13 protein-coding genes and 1 tRNA gene are annotated in these 23,296 nt (G+C 43.7%); 2 read left to right on the top strand and 12 right to left on the bottom strand.

The window, feature by feature from the left end; genetic code table 11:
• Positions 1-72 precede the first annotated feature (72 nt).
• The 12 genes from Q0976_RS21435 to astE all read right to left on the bottom strand — a co-directional run bounded on the left by Q0976_RS21435 (position 73) and on the right by astE (position 18,970).
• Positions 73-753 (bottom strand): SprT family zinc-dependent metalloprotease, encoded by a 681-nt coding sequence (locus tag Q0976_RS21435; RefSeq protein ID WP_299496303.1) that lies wholly within the window; start codon positions 751-753, stop codon positions 73-75.
• Complete coding sequence (locus tag Q0976_RS21430; protein ID WP_299496301.1) at positions 753-4,739, bottom strand: type I restriction endonuclease; 3,987 nt, start codon at positions 4,737-4,739, stop codon at positions 753-755. The genes Q0976_RS21435 and Q0976_RS21430 overlap by 1 nt, the downstream gene beginning before the upstream one ends.
• A gap of 88 nt (positions 4,740-4,827) precedes the next feature.
• Positions 4,828-6,093 carry a restriction endonuclease subunit S gene (locus tag Q0976_RS21425; RefSeq protein WP_299496299.1) on the bottom strand — a complete coding sequence of 422 codons (1,266 nt, stop codon included), beginning with the start codon at positions 6,091-6,093 and terminating at the stop codon, positions 4,828-4,830.
• The gene (locus tag Q0976_RS21420) at positions 6,086-8,800 is read right to left on the bottom strand and encodes an N-6 DNA methylase (protein ID WP_299496297.1); all 2,715 of its coding nucleotides are present in this window, start codon (positions 8,798-8,800) and stop codon (positions 6,086-6,088) included. The genes Q0976_RS21425 and Q0976_RS21420 overlap by 8 nt, the downstream gene beginning before the upstream one ends.
• Before the next feature lie 327 nt (positions 8,801-9,127).
• Positions 9,128-10,147, bottom strand: a complete 1,020-nt coding sequence (locus Q0976_RS21415; RefSeq protein WP_299496294.1) for a restriction endonuclease — start codon at positions 10,145-10,147, stop codon at positions 9,128-9,130.
• 1,099 nt (positions 10,148-11,246) lie between these two features.
• A complete protein-coding gene (locus Q0976_RS21410; RefSeq protein ID WP_299496292.1) occupies positions 11,247-12,275 on the bottom strand; it encodes a hypothetical protein in 1,029 nt (342 codons plus the stop codon).
• Positions 12,276-12,365: 90 nt separating this feature from the next.
• Positions 12,366-12,455, bottom strand: a tRNA-Ser gene (locus tag Q0976_RS21405).
• A 197-nt stretch (positions 12,456-12,652) separates the two neighbouring features.
• A complete protein-coding gene (gene nadA, locus Q0976_RS21400; RefSeq protein ID WP_299496290.1) occupies positions 12,653-13,795 on the bottom strand; it encodes a quinolinate synthase NadA in 1,143 nt (380 codons plus the stop codon).
• Between the two features lie 162 nt (positions 13,796-13,957).
• A complete protein-coding gene (locus Q0976_RS21395; protein WP_299496288.1) occupies positions 13,958-15,562 on the bottom strand; it encodes a dihydrolipoyllysine-residue acetyltransferase in 1,605 nt (534 codons plus the stop codon).
• 9 nt (positions 15,563-15,571) lie between these two features.
• A complete protein-coding gene (locus Q0976_RS21390; protein WP_299496286.1) occupies positions 15,572-16,549 on the bottom strand; it encodes an alpha-ketoacid dehydrogenase subunit beta in 978 nt (325 codons plus the stop codon).
• A 2-nt stretch (positions 16,550-16,551) separates the two neighbouring features.
• The gene (locus tag Q0976_RS21385; RefSeq protein ID WP_299496284.1) at positions 16,552-17,730 is read right to left on the bottom strand and encodes a thiamine pyrophosphate-dependent dehydrogenase E1 component subunit alpha; all 1,179 of its coding nucleotides are present in this window, start codon (positions 17,728-17,730) and stop codon (positions 16,552-16,554) included.
• A 178-nt stretch (positions 17,731-17,908) separates the two neighbouring features.
• Positions 17,909-18,970: a succinylglutamate desuccinylase gene (gene astE / locus Q0976_RS21380; protein ID WP_299496282.1), complete on the bottom strand. Its 1,062-nt coding sequence runs from the start codon at positions 18,968-18,970 to the stop codon at positions 17,909-17,911.
• A 416-nt stretch (positions 18,971-19,386) separates the two neighbouring features.
• Between astE and Q0976_RS21375 the strand changes: the two genes are divergently transcribed.
• A complete protein-coding gene (locus tag Q0976_RS21375; RefSeq protein WP_299496280.1) occupies positions 19,387-19,920 on the top strand; it encodes an MgtC/SapB family protein in 534 nt (177 codons plus the stop codon).
• 410 nt (positions 19,921-20,330) lie between these two features.
• Positions 20,331-23,252, top strand: coding sequence for an Ig-like domain-containing protein (locus tag Q0976_RS21370; protein ID WP_299496278.1), 2,922 nt, complete (start codon positions 20,331-20,333; stop codon positions 23,250-23,252).
• Positions 23,253-23,296: the final 44 nt, after the last annotated feature.

Here is a 23,296-nt window from a genome sequence, read left to right as displayed (position 1 = left end):
AATAAGTGATTTTTATTTTTTGATTAATAATGGGTGCCTATGGTGCCCCTCTAAAAGATCTCAAATACACGCCTACAGATCCATTCCTGCACCATTATGTTTTAACCAAGACACCTGTTTTTGGTAGTCAGGCATGATTTTATCGACGTGATTCCAAAATGCAGCGCTATGATTACGCTCTATCTGGTGAACTAACTCATGAACCACGATGTAATCCAAAACAGCAAGTGGTGCCATCAGGCAGCGCCAGTGAAAATTCAAGTCACCTTTAGGTGAGCATGAAGCCCAGTGGTGCTGAAGCTCCATTACACGAATAGCACGATAATCCACACCCAGTTTGGGAGCGAAATGCGCTACTCGCTTACTGATCCGTGTTAACCCTTTAGTGCGATAGAAATGTTTGAATAGCGAACTTGCGTATTCAACTTTATCGCGGCGCATCAGGAAGTAACCATTTTTCAAAATAAGCCCTTCTTTCTGCTCATCAACCAGCTTTAATCGATAGCTTCTGCCTAGATAAGGAAAACCTTCACCACTGACGAATTCGCGCTCAACCTTAGTACGATTAAGGTCTTCCCACTCTGCTAGGTTACGGTAAATCCAACTCCGTTTTTCTTCAACAATGCACTCTACTTTCTCAATATCATAGCTTTCAGGGGCCAGCACAGTGACACTCCCATCCCGCTCGATAAGAATACTAGTGGTCTTTCGCTTACTTTGTTTCAAGCTGTATTTGATATCTTTGTATTGCATTAGTGATGGTTATTCTCATCTTGCTTTGATGAAGTGCGGTCACGCAGCTGCTTTAACGCATCATCAACTAAGTTTTGCTTTTCAGTGCGAGAAATGCTGTAACTCGCTTTATTAACTCCCCACTCGGCACGATTACGCTCTACCATTGCGGGTAGCTCAGATTTAATACGTTCCCCTTTTGAAGCCATGTTTTTGATAGGCTGACGGCCTTTCGATGCAGTAGTTTTGATAACGTCATAAATGAAATTAGACATTACTCCCACTGTCACACCAAAGATGAAACTCCCTTGTGCCGTTTCCTTTAGCGCAACAATCGGCTTTTCTTTTAAATCTGGGAATGAGAGCGCTGATTGAATTGCGATAATAATGTCGGCCAATGCTTCTCGAACATCATCAGCAAACAGATTAAATTGCTTTCGTACCTCATACGGAAGTGATGAATGGTCTTCTTCGCTCTCTACGTAATTGATATCAGTAGCGACCTTAATCAACGCGAGCTCATAGAAACTCTCATATTGCTCAAGCTCGTCAGCCAGATACAAATCAACACCATTCAAGTCATATTTCAGCATGGACAGATCAGGTTGCTCGCTGATTTGATTTTGCAACGCCTTAAGATCAATCCCACGGAGCTTTTCGATGATGTCATCGATACGTAGGTTCCGTGTCTGATCAGACAGGATCAACAGCTCGCGTCTACGCGCTAAAGCGACCACCTCAATCGTCAACTGTTCACGCGCGTCTTTCAGTTGCGGCACTTTACTTAAAATAAAGCATCTTTTGATACGCCCTCTCAGCTCAGACACAAGGTCCTCACGCTCCCAAAAGTCCAGACTACTAATATTCTCCCCCAGTTCTTCCATAATAGCCTCAACACAGACTTTCACCTTATCAAGTGGCTTTACGGGTGCGCCATCTGGAAATGCAATACTGACAATTAAATCAAAAAACGGATCAGAAATTTGAGCATTGGGGCCACGCCCTGCGTCGACTTCATCTCGCAACGCGCTCAATTCTAGGATCATCTTTTCCCAATTGCCGGCGTGTTTTTTGATTATCTCATCCAGCTTTTCACTCATTTTTTTGTGAAAGACTGGGTCGTCATCCGCATTCACTTTACAGTGTTTACGAATGGCGTGCTCCATCTCACTCGCTTGCGCTTGCAAATCCGGCTCTTTTCCCATGTGCGTCATAAACCCATCACTGAACAGGTCAATCGGTTTGATTTTCGGGTTAATGCCCAAACTAATCAAGTGCTCATTAATCAGGTGACGAATTTTTGCCCCCACACCTTGAAAGTTCATACTGTCATCTTGGTAACGCTGACGTGCTTTCGCTTGAATATGCACAAACTGGTACATGGGCATTTTGTATGGATCTGCCAAAGCATTCGGCATAATGATGTCCATGCTTTGAAGGAACTTCTTCAAAAACACGTTGAAGCTGTCACGCTGGCGAGTGTCTTCTAACACAGCAATGGCCTGAAGCTGAACTTGATAGTGTTCATCAACACTGAGTTTCTGGTTTACAAAGGCTTCGATGTTGTGAACCTTGAGCTCTGTAAACAGCTGAAGCAAACGACGATAACGACTTTCCAACACAGGGACTTCACTATCAATGCTTTTTATGTTTTTTAGCATATCCTCTTGATCATCCTGTGAGTATATCGACAGCGCCTCTCTCAGGTGATTTGCAAGCCCGATATAATCGACAATATAACCACGTTTTTTCTCTTTTGCAGTGCGGTTTACGCGAGCAATGGTTTGCAGCAAGTTATGCTCACGTAATTTCTTATCGAGATACATCACCTGTTCAATTGGCGCATCAAAGCCCGTTAACAGCATGTCGCAGACAATCAAGAAAGCAACACCAGTGTTTGGCTTACTGTGATCAAACGGCTTCTTAAAACTCTCAACGGCTTTTAGCTCTTTGGCCTGCTTTCTGGCATAGGCAAATGACGCTGCTTCATTGGTGTCGTTACTTGAAATCACTACCGCCGTTTTCAAAAACGCAAGGCGTTCAAGCCAAGCTTTATCGATACATTGCTCTGGCTGCTTTTTATATCGCTCGATTTCGTTTACCAACGCTTTTTCAATGTAGGTTTGGTAATGAATGGCCGCTTGCTTGGAAGAGCAGACCACTTGGGCTTTAAAACCTGCTGGCAATATTTGTCTTAGATAGTGCGTGACTAAATCCTTCGCAATTTCCTCAATGCGTTTTTCTGCTTCAAGAATATCGCCTTCCGCGCCGTACTTTTTACGGATCTCTCTTCGCTCTTCTTCCGTTCTGTCAGCAAAGAGATCTTCAAACTTGGTATCAAATCCTGCTTTATCGTAAATCGCACTGTCTGCGGTTTTACCTTCGTAGAGAATTTGTAACGTCGCGCCATCATCGACCGCATCCTGAAGCTTATATTTGTCGATATAGGCTTTTTCTTGACTAATGCCAAAGCGTTTCCAAGTTGGAGAAGTGTGATGCTCGGCAATCAGCGGGGTGCCTGTAAATGCCACTCGGGTTGATTGAGGGAAAGCATCAAACAGGTTATCTGAAAGACTGGATCTGTCCTTCCCCCCTCGCTGAGTGCGGTGGGCTTCATCCACCAAGATCAAGACTTTTTCACCACGATTGATCACACCAAACGGGCAATGCATAACGATTTCAGCGTCAAAATCGGCTTCCAGCGCTTCGATGCGATCGACATCACCAGCGGCTTTTGCTTCTGCCAGTTGCTTAGATAGCAGCTGACGAACAGAGTCAGGCAAAAAGCGACTGTCTTGCTCACGGAACTTATGCACCATCACCATGTTAGTGTTGGAGGTGTCGTTCGAAAGCTTGTCTCTCGCATCTTTGGTACGCTTGATCTCAACCACCGTATCGCCAATTAACGCTGCGGTATGGGTGAGTTGCTCTTCAAGATCGCTGCGGTCATTCACCATCAGCACCTTGTAGCTTTTAAGGCTTGCATGGCGACGAAGCTTACGCACCAAAAATACCATGGTCAGGCTTTTGCCACTGCCCTGGGTGTGCCAAACCACGCCCGAGCGTTGAATGCCCGTTTCGCCCTGCTCCATACGCTCAATGATTTTTTGCACTGCGCGAAATTGCTGGTAACGGCAAATCACTTTCACTCGAGCACCCGTGTCTGTATCCATAAACAAGGTAAAACAACGGGTAATATCGAGCAGCCGTTGCGGATAGAGCATCCCCTGAACCAGCTGTTCTTGACTGCGATGAATGCCAACTTCTGGCGCAATATAAGGCTTAGTCTCTGGGTAAAGGGTTTTCCAGTTAAAGTAATACTCTTCATTTGAGGTAATGGTGCCCACTTTGCAATCATCACCATGGGTGCTTATCATCAACTGATTAGTAAAAAACAGGGCGGGTTCGCCTTCACGCAGCTTGCTGTGCTCAGGCTCGCGCAAATCAGCAAAGCGGCGTAATTGATCGATGCCTGCTGCCATTGGATTACTGTAAAACTCTGAGCGTACTTTACACTCTATCACCACCAGCGGGATCCCATTAACAAACAAGACAATATCAGGGCGAATGTGCCCTTTGCTCAGCCCAGGCGTATCCACACGAAACTGATTGATAGCAGTGAAAGTGTTGTTATCCCAGTTATCAAAGTCAATCAGCTTCACCACTGGGTCTTCTTCGCCGGTTAGCTCGTTACGGTCGAGCTGCCACTTGTGCAAACGATGAATAAACGCCTCATTGGCCGCCAGCAAGTTATTCGTACCAAAGTCGGTGACATCCTCAAGCAAGACATCGAGTTGGCTATCGGTTAGCCACGGCTTACCGTCCTCGGTGGTATTGATGCGACGCAGCGCTTTTTTAAAAATGCCTGTTAAGATAACTTCACGAAAAGAGTGACGAAAGCTGGTGGCGGGATCGGTGGGCACACCTTGCCCTAAATCCGTCACATTCCAGCCCATGCTACTAAGCTGCTTTAGCAGCGGCTTTTCAACCGATAGGTACTCTGACATAGTGTAATATCCTTATTGCAGGCAGCCAGGCGTTGACCTGCTGCCATTTTTATTTATTTTTCTTATCCTGCGTTATGCGTATCCTGCGTTATACGGGCACGGGGACGTTGCCTGTTAACAGATCTTGCATTAGGCCAGCTTTTTGGGCGTTCAATTTATGTAGCTCATCTTTGCTCGAGCTAAGAAGTCCATCAACACTTTGAAGTCTGCTCTCAATTTCTTCTTGTTCTTCAAGCGTCGGCTTTGCAACAGGAAAGGCTTTTAGCTGTGTCGAATTAATTGAAGCCAAGTTAGTCGACTGTTTTGAGTTAAGAACAAAGTAATGCTTACCAAAAGGTGAGGCGGACCAGTATGCCAAATAATCAAACCGTAGCTTTCGAGTATCGGCTCGAACCCTAAACACGTGATTTTGATGACAGCATTCTGGGATTTCTTCTCTCCAAACTGTACCTCTACCTAGCTTGTCAAAATCTCCACCTTCGTTCATCAGTACATCGCCATATTGCAGAACATATTTATCAGCATCTACTTCAGGAACAGCAATACTCTTCACTTCCGATAAGTCCAAGTAGCCGTCTTGAACATTCGCTACACGTAAATAAGGTACAAGTACAACCCGAACTCCCGACAAATCTTTTCCAAGTGTTATCCCCGAAGCAATCGAGGCTAGCTCTCCAAGCACATTCACACACCACCCCTTCGGCAGCATCCCCAACGGCGTCTCATGATAAAGCTCTGGCGCTTCTTCAAACCTTGGGCGAAGGGCTTTGGTGTCTGGGTCGATACCTCGGCTAAACAAATCTGCCATCATGCCTTGCTTAATCGCGGTGTACTTGTCGATAAGGGCTTGAGTGGCGTCAATTTGACTGTCGATGGCATTAAGAACTTCGCTAATATATCTTTGCTGTTTTCTATCCGTAATAGGTATAGGAAGAGCCTCAATAATTGTCTGATTTATAGACGGAAGAGCACCTGGTTGAACCCACTCGGCTAGATCAATTGATTGCAACAAATAATATAGGAATAAAGGTTCTATCGAAGTCGCCGTAACACCCATTAAATTGTTATCAATTGCAGTATCTTCAGTTAGGATCCTTCTTTTGTTTAAATAAACAGCAGCCCCAACTTTAGCAAAAACCACGGTATCCCTAGGAAAAACTGTCGGTTTTAGTAAGTTATATACTGTAGTGTTTAGATAGTTATTAGATTTCCAAATATATCGCTGGTTACCCGGCAAATTCATATCACTGACTTTGATAAACGGTAAACCATGACTTCCGCCCTGAAACTTCTCAGGAAAGCCACTCCCGCCTTTAACAACCGCAACATCCCCTAGCTTTAAAGCATCACTCATAACCCAGCTCCTTCATAAAACCAGCTAGCTTGCTCGCTTGCTGCTCTCGCTGGGTAATAATGCTTTTGGCGGTAACTTGGTACTTACGATGCAGGTTCTCAATGGCCGCGATACGCTCAAGCAACAAGGCACGCACATAGCTTTGGTATTGGCGATCCAATTCAGTTTTAATGCGTTCCAAAATCAGCTCTTTGGCTTCTTCTGGTGTAATAGCGTCACGGGCAACCTCAAGCAGCTCATCTCGGCGTTGTTCGGTTTGCTTGATTTGCACTTTTAGGTGTTTTAACTCATCTTCCAGCGCTTTGTGGGCGGCAAATTTAGCTTCAATTGCACAGGCTTCAGCTGCGGCCTGTGCCCCTTTTTGCGCGTGTTCTGTGATCCGCTCACGATTATCCAACTGAACATCCAGCTCATCCGCTAAAGCAAAAATTTCGCTATGCACAGCAAAGTTCAGTTCTTTGCCCGTCAGGCCTTTAGTGAAATCCCCTTGCTTGATACCTTTTGGCAGTTCAGCGCTGTTTTTAAGCTGGATGAAGGCATCTTTGATCTGGGCTTTTAGCACGGCCAAGCTGGTTTTAATGATTGCCTTGTATTCTTTCAGCTCGTCTTTAAGCTGTTTCACATATTCAGACGGCAGTGCTGGGTTGTCATCGGTCGGCTCGTAATCTTCTTCATCGGCAGCATCGACACAGGCTTGCAGTTCACTGATCCGCGCTTGCTTGGTTTCCAGCTCTTGCACCACATCCGCGCACTGGCTGGCAAACAGCACTTCGTCAGGGATCAGCTCGGCATTCCAGCCGCTAGCCGCAACAGATTTAAAGTCAGCTTCAAGCGTATTAAACCACTCTGCCAGCGCCCCCCGCACCTTATATTGGTTTAGCAGGTTAATTGGCATTAGGTGCTGCTCTATGGTATTGAGGGACTCGCGGCGCAATGCAAATACGCCTTTATCTCCGAGCTTTTTATCACTCAGCTTTAGGTCACTCAGCTTTTTATCGCTCAGTTTTTTGTCCCCTAGGGCTTCAAAGCCTGCAAAATCTTGTTTCCAGCCATCCAACGCGGCTTGAAAATCTGCATGTTTTGCCAGTACTGCGGGAAAGTGTTCAATGTGCGGCTTGAGCGATGACAGCGCTTCAAACCCATTCCCAAAGTCTTGGAACTCATCGTTAACACGTGGCACGAACAGGCTTTCTTTCAATCCTGGGTAATCATGCCACGTGCTTTGCAGCGCATCGATTTCAGCCGTTGGAATGCCGCCATTTAAATGCGCTTTGACGTTTTGTGGCTCAGGTGCTGGGCTGTTATCAACATAACGGCGAATATTGAGGTTGTAGTCTTCAGCCGCTAACTCATCTTTGTGAACCAGACGTGCATATTTTTCGACGCTAGGGTGCGCTTCATCTGTCAGCAGAGCTTTATAGACGCTGGTGATTTTCTCAATGTCTTCTGGGCGTAGACTGTTTTGGTTTTTCCCTTCACGATAGTCACGATCAGCATTAATAAACAGCACTGCATCGCGGTTTTCACGATCGGCTTTGTTCAGCACTAATACACAAGCCGGAATGCCCGTACCGTAGAACAAACCTTGCGGTAGGCCAATCACGGCTTCAAGAATGCCACGCTCAATAAAGTCTTGGCGGCATGTGCGCTCTTCAGCCCCACGAAACAATACGCCATGGGGCATCACCACAGCCGCTTTACCGCTTGCTTTGAGCGAAGCCAGCATATGCTGCACAAACATCAAGTCCGCTTTTTTACCAGACTCAGGCATAAAGGTATTGAAGCGGTTTTTAAGCTGCATATCCGCTTTCTTGTAGTTTTGTGAAAACGGCGGATTGGCAATCACGCGATCGAAAGGACGCGCTTCGCCGTCTTTTGTTTTGTGCAACGGAGCCGCAAGGGTGTCACCGTTTTCAATGTCTGCGCCGCCTGAGCCGTGCAAGATCATGTTCATCTTACAGATAGACCAAGTACCGCCATTGTCTTCTTGACCGAACAAGTGAATTTTTTTGACGTTACCGCCGGTTTCTTGCACATAATTGCGGCTTTGGATCAACATACCGCCCGAGCCACAAGTTGGGTCGTAGATCTCCATACCTTCGGCAGGCTCAAGGATTTCCACCAACAAGCGCACTACCTCGGCAGGGGTATAAAACTCACCGCCTTTCTTACCCGCACTGTCTGCAAAATACTTAATCAGGTATTCGTATGCAGCACCCAATAAATCAGGAAACTCAAAATCGTCATTTGACAGTGGAATACTGTCAAAGTGCTGAATAAACGCAACCAGTCGCTCATCGGGGATGGGCTTTTTACCCACCTTACGGTTGAAGTTGATATGCTTGAGCACGCCTTCCAAGCCCTTAGCGGTGTTCTTTTCTTCCACAGCTTCAAGCGCTTTGTTCAGCCCTGAGCCGACATTGGTTTTTAAGTGCTTGAGGTTTTCCCAACGCGCTTTTTCCGGCACGTAAAAATCAAACTGCTCTTCATCTTCAAGCAAAAGTTCAATTTCTTCATCGTCATGCCCGTCTGCTGTCAGCTCACTGACTTTCGCTTGATAGTCCTTATGGAATTGATCCGACATACGTTTGAGGAACAACACGCCAAAGATGTATTCTTTGTACTCAGAGGCATCCATTTTTCCCCGTAGAATGTCACACGCCTTAAATAGCTTGCTGGACAATTTGTTAAGCGTCAGTTTTTGCATAAAATTTCCATTACTGATCCAGCATGACCAAATCAGTTTTTAAAATCGGTTAAAAATTCAGGAGTATAAAGCCTGATATATATAAAAATTAGGTATATACAAAGTGAGGTTTGTCGTCGTTTTTTTCAGCCAATGTCACATCAGTCACTATCATTTTAAGGGCAAAAATTGGTCTGATATTTCAGTTCGTTAGCCTGTTCAAAATCGCAGTGAGAGATTATGGGAAAATGAGGGAGCTGACAAGTCTCATTTGGCTCATAAGCATGGCAAGATTGCCACTCTGCACTCTGCAAAGCTATTCTTCAAACGCTTTATTGCTCAAACGCTTCATTGTTCAAAAAAGTCTTCATCGATTTGCTTAAGATGCAATACTTGTCTATCACGCGATCCTATGTTGTAGCGTAACATGAGTTTGGCAAGTTCAGTGCCGTTGATCAGCACGATGCGCATGCCTAAGGCTTTGGCGGTTTGTCTGGCCGAGGCGGTAAAGTTCGAGGTGGTAATAAAAATGCCTTTTTGAGCCTTTTTCAAGTTCAGCGCACCGAAAAAATCACGAATATCCCCTGCTCCCACGTTATTACCCTCCCCGTAACGCTTGGCTTGAATGTAGATTTGATCAACACCTAAAGGATCTTGATCAATTACGCCATCGATACCGTTATCCCCGCTTTGCCCTAATACCTGAGCAAAGGCATGGGCAGCTCCGTCACCTGCGCCGCCATAACCCATGGCTAGCAGCAAATCGATTAACAGCTGCTCAAAAAAAGCGGGAGTCACTTTGCGAGTGCGTGCCAAAATATCTTCGGCGAGTGTAGCGTTAATCTTTTGATAAGCCGCGCTTAGGGCTTCATCAGGGGTCATGTCGTTGTCTGTTATTGATATTGAAGTGGGTGCTGGTATTGATACTAGTTTTGTACTCGAAGCTCCTTTAACAGATGCAGACTCCATGGCAGGATCACGTTTTTCTGCCACAAAAACGGCATCATTCACTTTTAATTTAAACGCGATAAACTCATCAAATTGCTTTAAATAGTCGCTATCTATGGTAACATGAGTCGCCTTGGCATCCTTTAAAGCCTCGCAACCTCTTGGCGTTATCTTAAAATGTGCTCGTCGAGTCGCTTCCAATAACCCTGCTTTCACTAAATAGGTTTTCGCCCAGCCAATACGGTTATCCACCATAGACTGCTGACCGCTGGGTAACGTTTCCGTGCAATCGGCCTCGGAGAGTCCAAATTCACTAATCAATTGATTAACGGCATCCCGAAACTTAATCTCAGTTTGCTCAGCTTTACTCTTTGCCAGTTTCAGCAAAGGCTGCATAAACGCTTGGTAGGTTGGGATCATAAGAGTCCTTATTGTTCTTTTTTATCCTTTATCCTGCTGTTAGCCCATTACTAATCACACGACCACACGAGGCTTTCATTCAATTGATGCGTTTGTTGTATTACTTCAGCCGACCATTCAAAACCGGATAATACCACAATAAACAAGGCTATTCGTCAGGTTTTTATCGTTTAAGTGTTCATTATTAACCACTAATATAACGAGCCTAATATGACGAGCCTAATGTAACGAGCAGTCTCATTAACCCATTCAACGCCCTTCCCGCTCTCAATCATCGACTAAACCCTACTAAGCCTGTTCATTCTTTAGATATAACAAGTAGAATGTAGGTAGCGAAATAAAAATAACACTCAGATCCCTCTAAAAACCATCAGCAAACCATTAGCGAACCATGATTTTTCTCACTTCTTGGGCTACTGGCCTACTTATTTTATTCGAGGCGCTTTAGCTATATTCGTTTTTACTAAGCAGTGAAGTACGAGTGCCATAAACTATCTGTTGTACATTTTTCAGTGGTGATAGCTCACTTCAAACTGTGAGCGTTTGCTGTTTTCACACACTTACTATCAAGCAACATGCCATTAGCTGCTAAACAGGCCTTATTATTAAAATAAGGTACTAGAATGTAGGTAGCCATATGAAACGCATCAAATATAAACACCAACAAATCGAAGAGAGCCACCCGTTTTAACGCTGTTGATTTACTCTTGCTCTTAAATTTCCCCATCGAAATTGCCGAAAATATTTTATCAGTCATCGTGTGAGTGAGGCATGGATGCCGAGATAGCCTTAGTTGAGCCATGGACGGCGAATATGAGGCGATAGCAATGACTGTTAATAAAATAGTAAGGTGCTCAACTTCGTCTGGGGCGGCACAGGAGATCCAAGAGGGGATTGCTGTTAATCCCCTTTTGGCCCCGTGTGAGTGGGCACTCACGGCCTGTTATTAAGCGCAGCTTAATATCCAATACCCCACTATGAGTGGGAAACTCACAACCTTAGCCCGCTGCAAGGTGAAGCTCATCATAGTGATCACTATGAACGAGATACATAGCAATTCCCCCCTTTATTTAATTCACCTTATTAATTTAAAATAAAATTAATAAATCCACCCTTGGCTACAATTGACGGTATAGCCCAGTTGTTTAATGTCTTCTAACGACTCTTTTGCATCTTCATCATTAAGTGATGCGGCCTGGCGTAATAACGCGATCCCTTCTGTTTTCTGCCCAATACAGTGTAAATAATCCCCGTACCAAGTGACTGCTCGAGGGTGATTCAGATCTTTTGCAACCTTATAATAATTTAAAGCTTTTTGTTTATTCCATTCCGTTTGTTCGGTAATATAACTTCGACTATATATATTTGCTAATGTCATTGTCGCTGAAATACTCTTAAAATGAGAGAAATTATATTTTAATATCCTCATTCCCTTAGCCAAATCGGGGTCGAAACGACCACTCACTGAAAACTCTTTATCAAATAAGACCACTTTTTCAGCACTCTCATAGTGACCATACAAATAAAAACGCCACAAAGAATTGAGTTGCTCAGATGATAACTGAGTGTAATTGTCATATAGAAAACGCATTCTTTCAATGACATCTTCAATGGTTTCTCGTGATTTAACCGCCGCAATCAATAATTCAGTATCAGTATTGTTATACTGCTCGTGAAGCTCAACAGCATAATCCAGCACTTGTTGTTGTCTTTCTCGTTTAGGCATTGAAATAGTACCCATAAACGCTTGTATTTCTTGTGCCATGGCGGCAACTTGGCCATTATCCGCAGCAGCAATAATCCATTTTTTATCGATTTGTGAGCCTATATGCGCAACTGAAAATTGACGATAGATAAACTGAGAGATCAGTCCCCACAAATACTGATAATCCGCCTGCCCCGCCTCAGCTTTGCCTTTAATAATGATAGCGGCCTTACTCGGCTGCTCCTTAGTACCAAACTCATGCGTTAATCGTCCCTGATACCACTTCTGCTGAAAATCTTCACCACCCAGCTCAACACAAGATGGCATAATATTGTTAATATCATCATTTAAAATGGCTTTCATACAATCCGTTGCAGCCTGAGCTGAAAATGAAAACATGCACAATAAAACTAAAAATCGCATAACACCTCAAACACTCTATTTAGACTGCAAAATAAAAATTAAAAACATCAGAAAGCAAAAAAGCGACCCTTAGGTCGCTTTCTCTCAATTTGGCGGTGAGGGAGGGATTCGAACCCTCGGATGGTTTAACCCATCACACACTTTCCAGGCGTGCTCCTTCAGCCACTCAGACACCTCACCAATATTTGTTGCTAACAGTTCATCTTTATCGCACTTGGCTTTCTGTGTGCTTTTCCCTGTTAACGGAGCCGTACTTTACGCAAAAGCTTGGCGGTGGTCAAGCTAAAAAATACGGTTTTCAAACGGTTGCACATTTGCTAATCAGATAAGTGGATTATTAACCAAAAAAGCAAGCATCAAGGCTTTTCTGACAATGTTTACGCATTACCTTTAACTTTCATATTCAATGTTTGAGCAAAGTCCAGCATACGATCAAGGGGTTTTAATGCATCAAGGCGCAAACTTTCATCAACAAAGATTTCATGGGGTGAGACTTGCGGCTCAATAGTAAGCGGCTCTCCCTTTTTGCCATCCACTGTGCGCTCTTTGAGTGTACGCTCTTTGGAATTCGGGGCATCTTTAAGCGCATTTTCGATGGCAACAAGACCATTCATCGCCATCCAAGGACAATGAGCACAACTTCGGCAAGTGGCTCCATTGCCGCCTGTTGGCGCCTCAATGAGGTTTTTACCTGGGGCAGCTTGCTGCATTTTATAAAAAATACCCTTATCGGTAGCCACGATGAAAGTGTCATTATCCATGGTTTGAGCAGCTTTGATTAACTGGCTGGTTGACCCCACAGCGTCAGCAAGCGCCACCACGCTGGCTGGTGATTCTGGGTGAACTAAGATCGCGGCATTAGGATACTGAGTTTTAAGTTCGCGTAGGGCATTGGCTTTAAACTCATCGTGCACAATGCACTCACCTTGCCACATCAACATATCTGCGCCAGTTTCTTTGGCGATGTAGCTGCCTAAATGGCGATCCGGTCCCCAAATGATCTGTTTGCCTTCGCTGTCCAAATGCTCAACAATTTCAAGGGCAATACTGGAGGTCACCACCCAATCAGCCCGAGCTTTGACTGCGGCTGAGGTATTGGCATACACCACGACCGTATGATCGGGATGTGCATCACAAAAAGAACTGAATGTCTCAATAGGGCAGCCTAAATCTAACGAACAAGTCGCGTCAAGCGTTGGCATTAGAATGGTTTTTTCAGGGCTGAGAATTTTTGCCGTTTCCCCCATGAATTTCACCCCTGCAACAATCAAGGTCTGCGCAGGATGATCGCGGCCAAAACGCGCCATTTCAAGGGAGTCAGACACACACCCACCTGTTTCTTCGGCGAGGGCTTGAATTTCAGGATCAGTATAATAATGGGCAACTAAAACGGCTTTTTTTTCAATCAATAACTGTCTAATTCTTGCTTTTGCTGCGGCTTTTTCAATATCGGTCAAAGGCATAGGTTTAGGCGGAAAAGGATACTGAATAGGTGCAACAATAGGGGATAACTGGCTCATGAAGGATCCAAGGTACTTAACTAATTAGCGGGATTATACGGAATACTTATTTTATTTTACACTCTTTTTAGGCGATAAGCGAAAACAGAGCACAAAATAAAGACGGTGAGCCATAAAAAAAAGCGCCCGACGGCGCCTTTGTGTTTGAAAGCTAAAAATCGCTTATTGCATGGCTAATAACATTTCTTGAGGTTGCTCTAGATAGTGCTTCCATAAATTACAAAAACGCGCAATGGTACCACCATCAATAACACGGTGATCCCCAGACCAGCTCACTTGCATGATTTTTCGCCCTTCCACCTCACCTTGCCCATTAAAGCGCGGTAAATGTTGTAATTTCCCTAATGCCACAATCGCCACTTCAGGTTTATTGATAATCGGCGTCGCGATGGTGCCGCCAAGCGCACCAATATTTGAAATGGAAATCGTACCTTGTTTCAAGTCTTCAGGACTGACTCGCCCACTGCGGGCCGCGGCAGTTAAGCGGGTAATATCAGCCGCAATGGCTAAAATAGACTTATCTTGCACATCTTTGACATTGGGCACCAGTAAGCCCACCTTTGAATCCACCGCCATACCGATATTATGACGGGTAAAAAACGTTTGCTCGGTGCAATCACTGTTTACTTGACTGTTTAAATCAGGATACTCTTTCAGCGCTAAGGATAGCGCTTTCATAAAAAAGGGCATCATGGTGAGTTTAACCTCATCCGTTGAATGGGCCTTTTTCATGCTCTCACGCAATTGCACTAAGTCCGTTAAATCAAACTCATCACAATAAGTAAAATGCGGGATAGTCGAGACGGACTCTGTCATCATTTTTGCCATCACCGCACGCACACCGCGAATAGGCTCAACGCGGTAGGCCTCCTCAGTCGTCACAATCTTTGGTGCCTGCACTGCTGGCATAGCCGAGGTTGTTGGCGCCATTGATGCTTGTTGATGACGGCTAATATCTTCTTTATACACACGGCCATTTTTACCACTGCCTGACACACTGGTAATATCAATATCCAAGCTTCTCGCCATGCGCCTCACGGCAGGACTCGCTAACGCTTTGCCTTGGGGGACATTAACTTGCTCTTGATTGGATACTGGGCTTGATTCTCCGGCATTTACTGGAGCCGTATTGATCTGTGCGTGACTCGCCTCAACCACTTCTCTTGCCACTTCAATGGAAAATAATGGTGCATGAACTTTCGCTAACTGGCCCTTACGATAATGCAATTTAGCAATACGACCACTTTTTATTGCCGGAATTTGCACTAAAGCCTTATCTGTCATCACATCGGCAACGGCTTGATCTTCAACAACGGTATCACCCTCTTCCACCAGCCATTCAACTAGTTCACACTCCACAATACCTTCGCCAATATCCGGCAGTAAAAACTCTTCAATCTGCCAAACAACACCACTTGAAGTGCTTGACTCCAATATCGAGGAGCTTACAGGCTCAGGCTCAGCCTCATCGACGGGGTCATCAACAATCGAGCCTTCAACAAAATGAAGCGCTTCATCCTCACCATGCTCCATGATTTCAACAGAATATAAAGGCGCATGTACCTTGGCAATGTCCCCTTTGGCGTAATGCAACTGCTTGATGATCCCGCCATAAGGCGCAGGAATTTGCACTAACGCTTTATCTGTCATGACATCGGCAACAGGCTGATCTTCAATCACCCTGTCCCCTTCTTTTACCAACCATTCAACTAACTCGCATTCCACTACGCCTTCGCCAATATCCGGTAGAATAAATTCTTTAATCATTGCAAGCTCCTAAAACTTCACTGAAGCCATAATAGCTTCAAAGGTCTTTAACGCATCCGGCATGTATTCTTTTTCATGATTAAGCGGATAAGGCGTATCTAGCCCACATACTCGGGCAATAGGCGATTCTAAATACAAAAAGCACTCTTCTTGAATGGTCGCGGCAATTTCTCCGGCAAAACCACCGGTTAACGGCGCTTCATGGTTAATTAATAAACGTCCTGTTTTCTTCACAGAGCTTGCAACGGTCTCCACATCCCAAGGCGATAAGGTACGCAAATCAATGAGTTCACAAGACACCCCTTCTTTAGCGGCTAATTCTGCCGCATGGGTTATGATCTCAATTTGAGCGCCCCACGCCAGTAAGGTGATATCAGTGCCCGTTTGCATCACATCTGCTTTACCAATCTCAATCTCATAATCTTCGCTGGGTACCTCCCCAACTGAAGCGCGGTATAAGCGTTTAGGCTCAAAAAATATCACTGGATTGTCATCGCGAATAGAGGCTAATAACAACCCTTTAGCTTGATAAGGATCCCTTGGGATCACCACTTTTAACCCTGCCGTCTGCGTAAAATACGCCTCTGGAGATTGAGAATGATAATGCCCACCCGCAATGCCTCCACCATAAGGCGTTCTAAAGGTTAATCCACCCACATTAAATTGTGCGCCACTGCGATAGCGAAACTTAGCCGTTTCATTGACGATTTGATCAAAAGCAGGAAAAATATAATCGGCAAATTGAATTTCAGCCACAGCAGTCATACCGTTTGATGCCAAACCATTCGCAAATCCCGCAATACCTTGTTCGGTTAATGGTGTATTAAAACACCTTTCTTTACCAAACTTTTCCTGTAGCCCTGAAGTTGCTCTGAACACGCCGCCAAAGTGGCCGACATCTTCACCAAAAACCAGCATATTAGGATCCGTTTCCATTTCAGCCATTAGCGCTGAATTAATGGCTTGTAACATATTCATCTTCGCCATTATTATTGCTCCTTCGCACTTTTGGGATAGGCTTTAGGGTATTTGTTAACATGCTGTTTTAACTGTGCAAGTTGTTTCTTCAGCAGTGGTGTAGGCTCATCAAACACATCATCAATAATGCTATCCAGTTCCATTTGAGGGCGTTTCTCGGCCAACTTCAATTCGCTCAACACTTCTTGACGATATTGCTCATATAATTGCGTGTCTTCATCATTATTGAGCCAACCTTTATTAATCAGCCATAATTTAAACCGCTGAACAGGATCATGTTGTTGCCATTTAGCTTCTTCTTCTTTAGAGCGATAGCCAGAAGGATCATCCGATGAAGAATGCGCCCCTAATCGATACGTCATAGCTTCAATGAGAACGGGGGCATTATGCTTAATGGCATGCGCCCTTGCTTGCTGAGTGGCCGCCATAACGGCTAACATATCATTACCATCCACACGAATAGTATGCATGCCATACCCCACACCACGACTGGCAATTCCATTGCCTTTGTATTGCTCGTCTGTTGGCGTTGAAATGGCATACCCATTATTACGGCAAAAGAAAATCACTGGCGCATTTAACACCGCAGCCATATTCAGTCCCGCATGAAAATCCCCTTCTGATGCGGCACCTTCTCCAAAATAGCAAATCGCAACATTGCGTTTTTTCTGCATTTTTAAGGCATAAGCCACACCTGAGGCTTGGGGAATTTGAGTCGCCAATGGCGAAGAAACTGTTTGATAATGTAACTGAGCGGTACCATAATGAATGGGCATCTGACGACCCTTACCCAAATCCCGTCCATTACTAAACATTTGATCCATAAACTGCTCAGTACTAAACCCACGGTATCGTAAAGCGGCATGCTCTCGATACTGAGCTAAAATGACATCTTCATCATCCAATGCCGCAGCACTGCCAATCACAGCCGCTTCTTCACCGGTACAGGTCATATAGAAGCTTATTCGTCCTTGTCGCTGAGCACCTAGCATTCGCTCATCTAGGACACGGGTAAATACACAGGTATCATGGACTTTTTTCGCCAATGCTTGATCAATGGCAGGCAATACCGCTTTATCATAAACCGTACCGTCGGCTTGAAGAATTTTAAGAATAGGGATCGACATCGCGTCTTTATCAAGAAAACTGACACGATGGATCGTTTCTGTCTTGTTTTTTGCGTTGCTCATATTGTGCTCTTGTTATTTTGCTGGCAGCTTCACCGAATGAATCAACATGCCAGTCTATTATCCTACGCGAGAAGAACATTACGTTAACGTAAACTGTGTATCAATACTTATCACAGTAAAAATGACAACTAAGCTCGTCTGACTATGTATATAATGGTTTACAATAGTGACTTTTGCATTATTCGATGTTATCCGCCGAAGCTGGTACTAAGCATAATAAGGTCCGTTGCCCCACAGGAACCTTAGCATTAGGAAACACGATGGCTTCCATTTCATGTTCCACGACCACCTCTTTTCCACCTTCTGTTGCTAGTACTTCTCCTTGCTTAAAAGCCGTGAAGTTTTCCACATCATCACTAAATGAAAAACGAAAATCCTCAACATGTTTATTGATGGAGCGAGCCACACGATACAAATTAACGTCAGCCATATTCAGCGAAGGAATAGGCAAGTCTTGGGCAGTAATCAACCCGATTAAGCGCTCATTTAACGCAGAAAAGCGTGACATGTCATTTTGCCCAAATGGATACACTTTCCCTAATTCAATGGTAAAGGCATGCGCTTGAAAATGATGAGCAGAGAAATAACTGAATGTGGTGGTTGGCTCATTATGAAACAAAATCGTATCAATGCCAGATTTGGCTAAGAACATGATTTGCTCACTGCTGTATTTTTTATTAGGTGAATAAGGATAAATGGCAAATTTTTCATGTTTAGACGCGCGAATAGCCGTATGTAAATCATAATGAATACGGGTTCGAGCTACTAAGGTCTCATCATTCTTTTGGCCTTTCAAAGGCTGGTTATAAAAACGCTCGACATAGTCTTCTAGCTTTTTCGCTCGCACTCTTTCAGGATTAACCGCATCTCCTTTGCTATGGCCGCCATTGAATAAACGATTTAAATTCTCATCCACAAAACGCCGCTCTAATTTAATGGCTTGCGGATTACCAATAAGAAACATAACCCGTTGCTTAGGCTTGATGTCTTGGGCTAACAAACGTGTTATCAAAGCATTACATAGCTCAATGGGCGCTGTTTCATTTCCATGAACTGCACACGACAACACAATATCCTTACCTAAACACGCATGGGGCTCAAATACAATCACTCCACTATCCCAAACGTGAACCTGAGTATGCTCACTTAAGGCAAATGAAAAAGAGGCAAATGTGGGGGTGTTGGAGTGCGCTAATGTCAACGCTAAAAAGTCTTTGGATCCCATTAAAGTATCTAACACGTAAAATTCCTTATACTTTAGGTAAAATAATTGGAGTATATAGCAGGCCACTTATTGATTCAGTATCAACATACCGCCCAAAAAGCCTCCTATATAGTCCACTTTTATTGCATAACGGCTCAAATCTTGCCGCCACAAAGTCACTGACTTTACCTGTGTTTACCTTCATTAGCAAACCTGTATACCAAGCTTTACAGCTTATAATACTCCATCCGTCATACATAAAATAAACATAATCACCTCAAAAATCATACAAGCAAAGCACATCCCTGTTTATAATATCAACCAATGATAACCAGATTAAAATAAGCCCCTTATCTGTATATTCACTCATACCACTCCATTGTAGACTGAGACTTGATAGTTACTGCTCACTAAATAGTGAACCTCACTTTACTTAAAAGGACGCTCTTTCTATGCCCGCTGTTTCAACAGAATTGCAAAATCTGACTCCAGTATTTGAAATGATCGAAGTTATCTATCTCGCTAAAATTACTATTGCCTCGATATTAGGTGGTATTGTGGGGTATTCGGTCAGAAAAACACATCCAAATGGGATCCGTATTTTTGGGATCACCGCATTAAGTGCCTGTGGGTTTAGTGAAATAGCCATCCACCTCTACTATATCTATCAAGTCGATTATACCTTTAACATTATTGCTGGTGTCGTAACGGGTATTGGCTTTTTGGGTGCTGGACTGATTTTTGAAGATAGAAATAATGCCGTGCGGGGGATCTCAGCCGCTGCGACATTATGGGCGGCGGCTGTGATCGGGATGGCCATCGGCATCAACATGTACATTATCGGTTTTGGTATGACCATTATTGTGTTTCTGTCTTATCTTTTTTCAGGATCAGAGCATAAAACACAAGCAAAAATAAATAAAATACCCCATTCCCACTCATCTGCCATACCCACTTCACTGCATAAAAAAGAAAACACTCAATAACGCAAGCTCTCGTTTCTCAACACCTTGTCCTCCCTCAATGATAACTAACCTGAACTCAGGATAAACACAGATAGGGGACAAGTTACCCAAATCGATCTCTTTTGAAAAACCAGCAACACAAATAGACACACATTAATTAAAAAACAAACTTAAAATGCATTAAAATCAGTGGTTAATATAAAACAAATAATTACAATTCATGCAAAAGTTAACTTCAGTTAACCTTTATAATGTTCTCACCATCCATCCAACCTCAATTTGAGCATTCGTATCTTAATCAACATACCCAATAGCACATAAATTGCTATAGACATTAAACGATACAAGTTCCTTATTCGTATCCATGCCATTAGCAATACGATGCCTGAAAACTCGATTAAAAATCCAGTTTACGCAGTAAGGAACATAAAATGAATACTATATTAAAATACATGGCCATTGTTAGCTTTACCTTAATGGTCATCAACTGTAACAATTCAAGCGATAATCGTAACGAGATTGTGTCTCTTATAATAAGCCCTGAGTCAACATTAATCTCAATCGATGAAACCCAATCTTATACCTTACAAGCCACTTATAATAACGGCAATACCGAAACCATTACCGATGACGCAGAATGGAGCAGCAGCGACACAGAAATTGCAATCATTAATGATATTGGCATCGCAACGGGGATTGACAATGGCACAGTCAATATTACAGCCACGCTTTATGGGATCAGCGCCTCAGCAATACTGGTTGTGAATAACAGCCCCCCCAAAAAGCTCGTTATTACTCCGCAATATCATACTATTCAACAAGGTTCCACACTCCAGTACACAGCAGATTTAATTTTAGATAATGACACTGTTGTCGATGTGACTGATGACCCTTATATTGATTGGTCAAGTAGTCACACAAATTACGCCATTATTAGCCAAACAGGTCTTGCCCAAGCACAGGATAACGTTAAAGGAACAACTGACATCACCGCAAAATATAACAATGATGAAACATTAACCGCGAATGCCACCTTAACCATCAGTAATGTTATCCCCGTTGAACTCATTGTATTACCTGAAATGGCCAATATTGCTGTCGGATTAAAACAAGCTTATACCGCCACCGTTATTTACAATGATAAAACCACTGCCGATGTTACCCGCCATATGCATACCCTTTGGTTCTCCAGCGAGGAACAAATAGCCAATATCACTGAAAATGGCATAGCAGAAGGACTCTCTGTGGGTCAAACAAGCATTGCCGCCACTTTTAATGGTTTATCCGGCTCTTCTAAATTAAATGTGAGTAATGCCACTGTGCGTGAACTCATCATAAGTCCCTTAGTCGCATCTATCCCTAATGGTATATCTCAACAGTTTGAGGTCAACGCATTACTCAGTGACGGTAGTACATATAATGCAACGAATGACAGTGATACAGTGTGGAGTAGCGATAATGAACACGTTGCCTTAATGGACAATGTGGCATCAGGGCAAACTAATACTCTCAATACTGGCAAATCAATCATTACTGCAGCCTATAAAGCGCACAGCGCGAGTGCAGAATTATTCGTCACCGAAGCTATCATTGACAGCTTAGTCATTAGTCCTAAAGTCAAAACGGTACCTAAGGGGCATATCGTAAAATATAAAGCGACCCTTTCATATACCGATCACACAACAGAAGATGTTACCCGTTTAGTCACTTGGCTTAGCGAACACACCCAAATAGCCACCATTGATCAATACGGCATTGCCGATACCAACCCCAGCCCAACACACAGTGAAACTGGCCTCACTGAAATAACCGCCATTTATGATCTTAATGAGAATAGTCAGTTACGCGATATTGCTGAGCTTTATGTCAGTGAAGCCATTCCAAAAGAAATATTGATTTCACCCCGTAATGTCCATATTCCTGTGGGCAGTACTCAAGCTTACGATGCTGACATTATTTACACTGATGGATCGTCTCACAATGTCACTCATCATCCAGCAACACATTGGGTCAGTACAAAGACCTCTGTTGCAAGTATTAACAGTCAAATTGGCGAAGATAAAGGTATTGCAACAGCAAAAACGCCAGGGGAAACAACAATTTCAGTACAATACCAAGATTATCCCAATGATGAAGAGTTTGAAGCAGACACTCAATTAACCGTACAACCAGCAAAAGCCATGTTCCTTGTTATTAGCCCAAAAGGAACACAAACTAGAGCAGCGGGTGAAACGATACAATATATAGCTGAGCTACATTTTGACAATGAAACCATTATTGATGTGACAAAAAATTCGCATACTCATTGGCACAGCTCTAACAGACAAAGTGCAACCATAGAAAACAATCAAAGAGAAACAAAAGGACTCGTAATCACATATAAAAAAGGCACCACACAAATCACTGCCCAATATTATGATGCTAACAATAATCATCTCATTTATGCAGAAGCCAGAGAGTTAATCATTACCCCTCCCATCCCTACCTATTTGGCCATAGAGCCTCAACATCAAAGTAAACCACTGGGCAGTGAAGCCCATTTTCATGCGATATTGACCTATTCAGATGGTCATAAAACGGATGTGACCAACGAGGTTGATTGGCTCAGTCTACATCCAGATACCGCAATAATGGATCCAGATAGCCCAGGCACTGCACTCACCTATGGCAGGAGCCCTGGCACCGCACCTATCATCGCCACTTTTGACAAGCACTTAAATACACGCCTAACCGCTGAGGCTACACTTATCGTCACCAACCCCACTCCCCTTCATTTAACCTTGCAACCTGATAATCCCGTGCTTTATGTCAATCAAACCATCCATTTTACTGCCAAACTCCATTACTCTGACGGCAGTGAGGAAAATATCACCGACGATGATAATACGTACTGGGTGAGTGATAAAAGCCACATCGTCAGTATCAGTAATAATGAAGACAATAAAGGGCTGGCAACAGCACATAAACATGGCACAACAGACATCACCGTTTCCTACTTTATGCCAGGTGCAGAACCAATCACAACCACCACTTCAGTACAAGTCATCCATGACACAATTGAAGCGTTTGTCATTTTACCTAAAGAAGCCAGGATCCCCGAAAGAACTCACGGTAAACCCACCACGAAAAAATTCACGGCTTATCTCATTTATCACAGTGGTGCTCAAATAGACGTCAGTGCCCAAACAGATTGGTATACCAGTAATAATAAAGCCAGTGTCGCTAACGGTGGTCCCGTAGCTGGTACTGTGACAGCCCATAAGAATGGCGAAGTTGATATTAAAGGAAACTACTACGACCAAAGTAACAGCACACCCTACAAAAGTGAGGCGAAGCTGACCATTACCAGATAAAGCCTAGGGGCACTTAAATTAAAGGATTGGTATTGGTCTATTCA

The organism is uncultured Shewanella sp., assembly GCF_947501665.1.
Lineage (GTDB): Bacteria > Pseudomonadota > Gammaproteobacteria > Enterobacterales > Shewanellaceae > Shewanella.
This window is presented reverse-complemented; position numbering and strand designations above follow the sequence as displayed.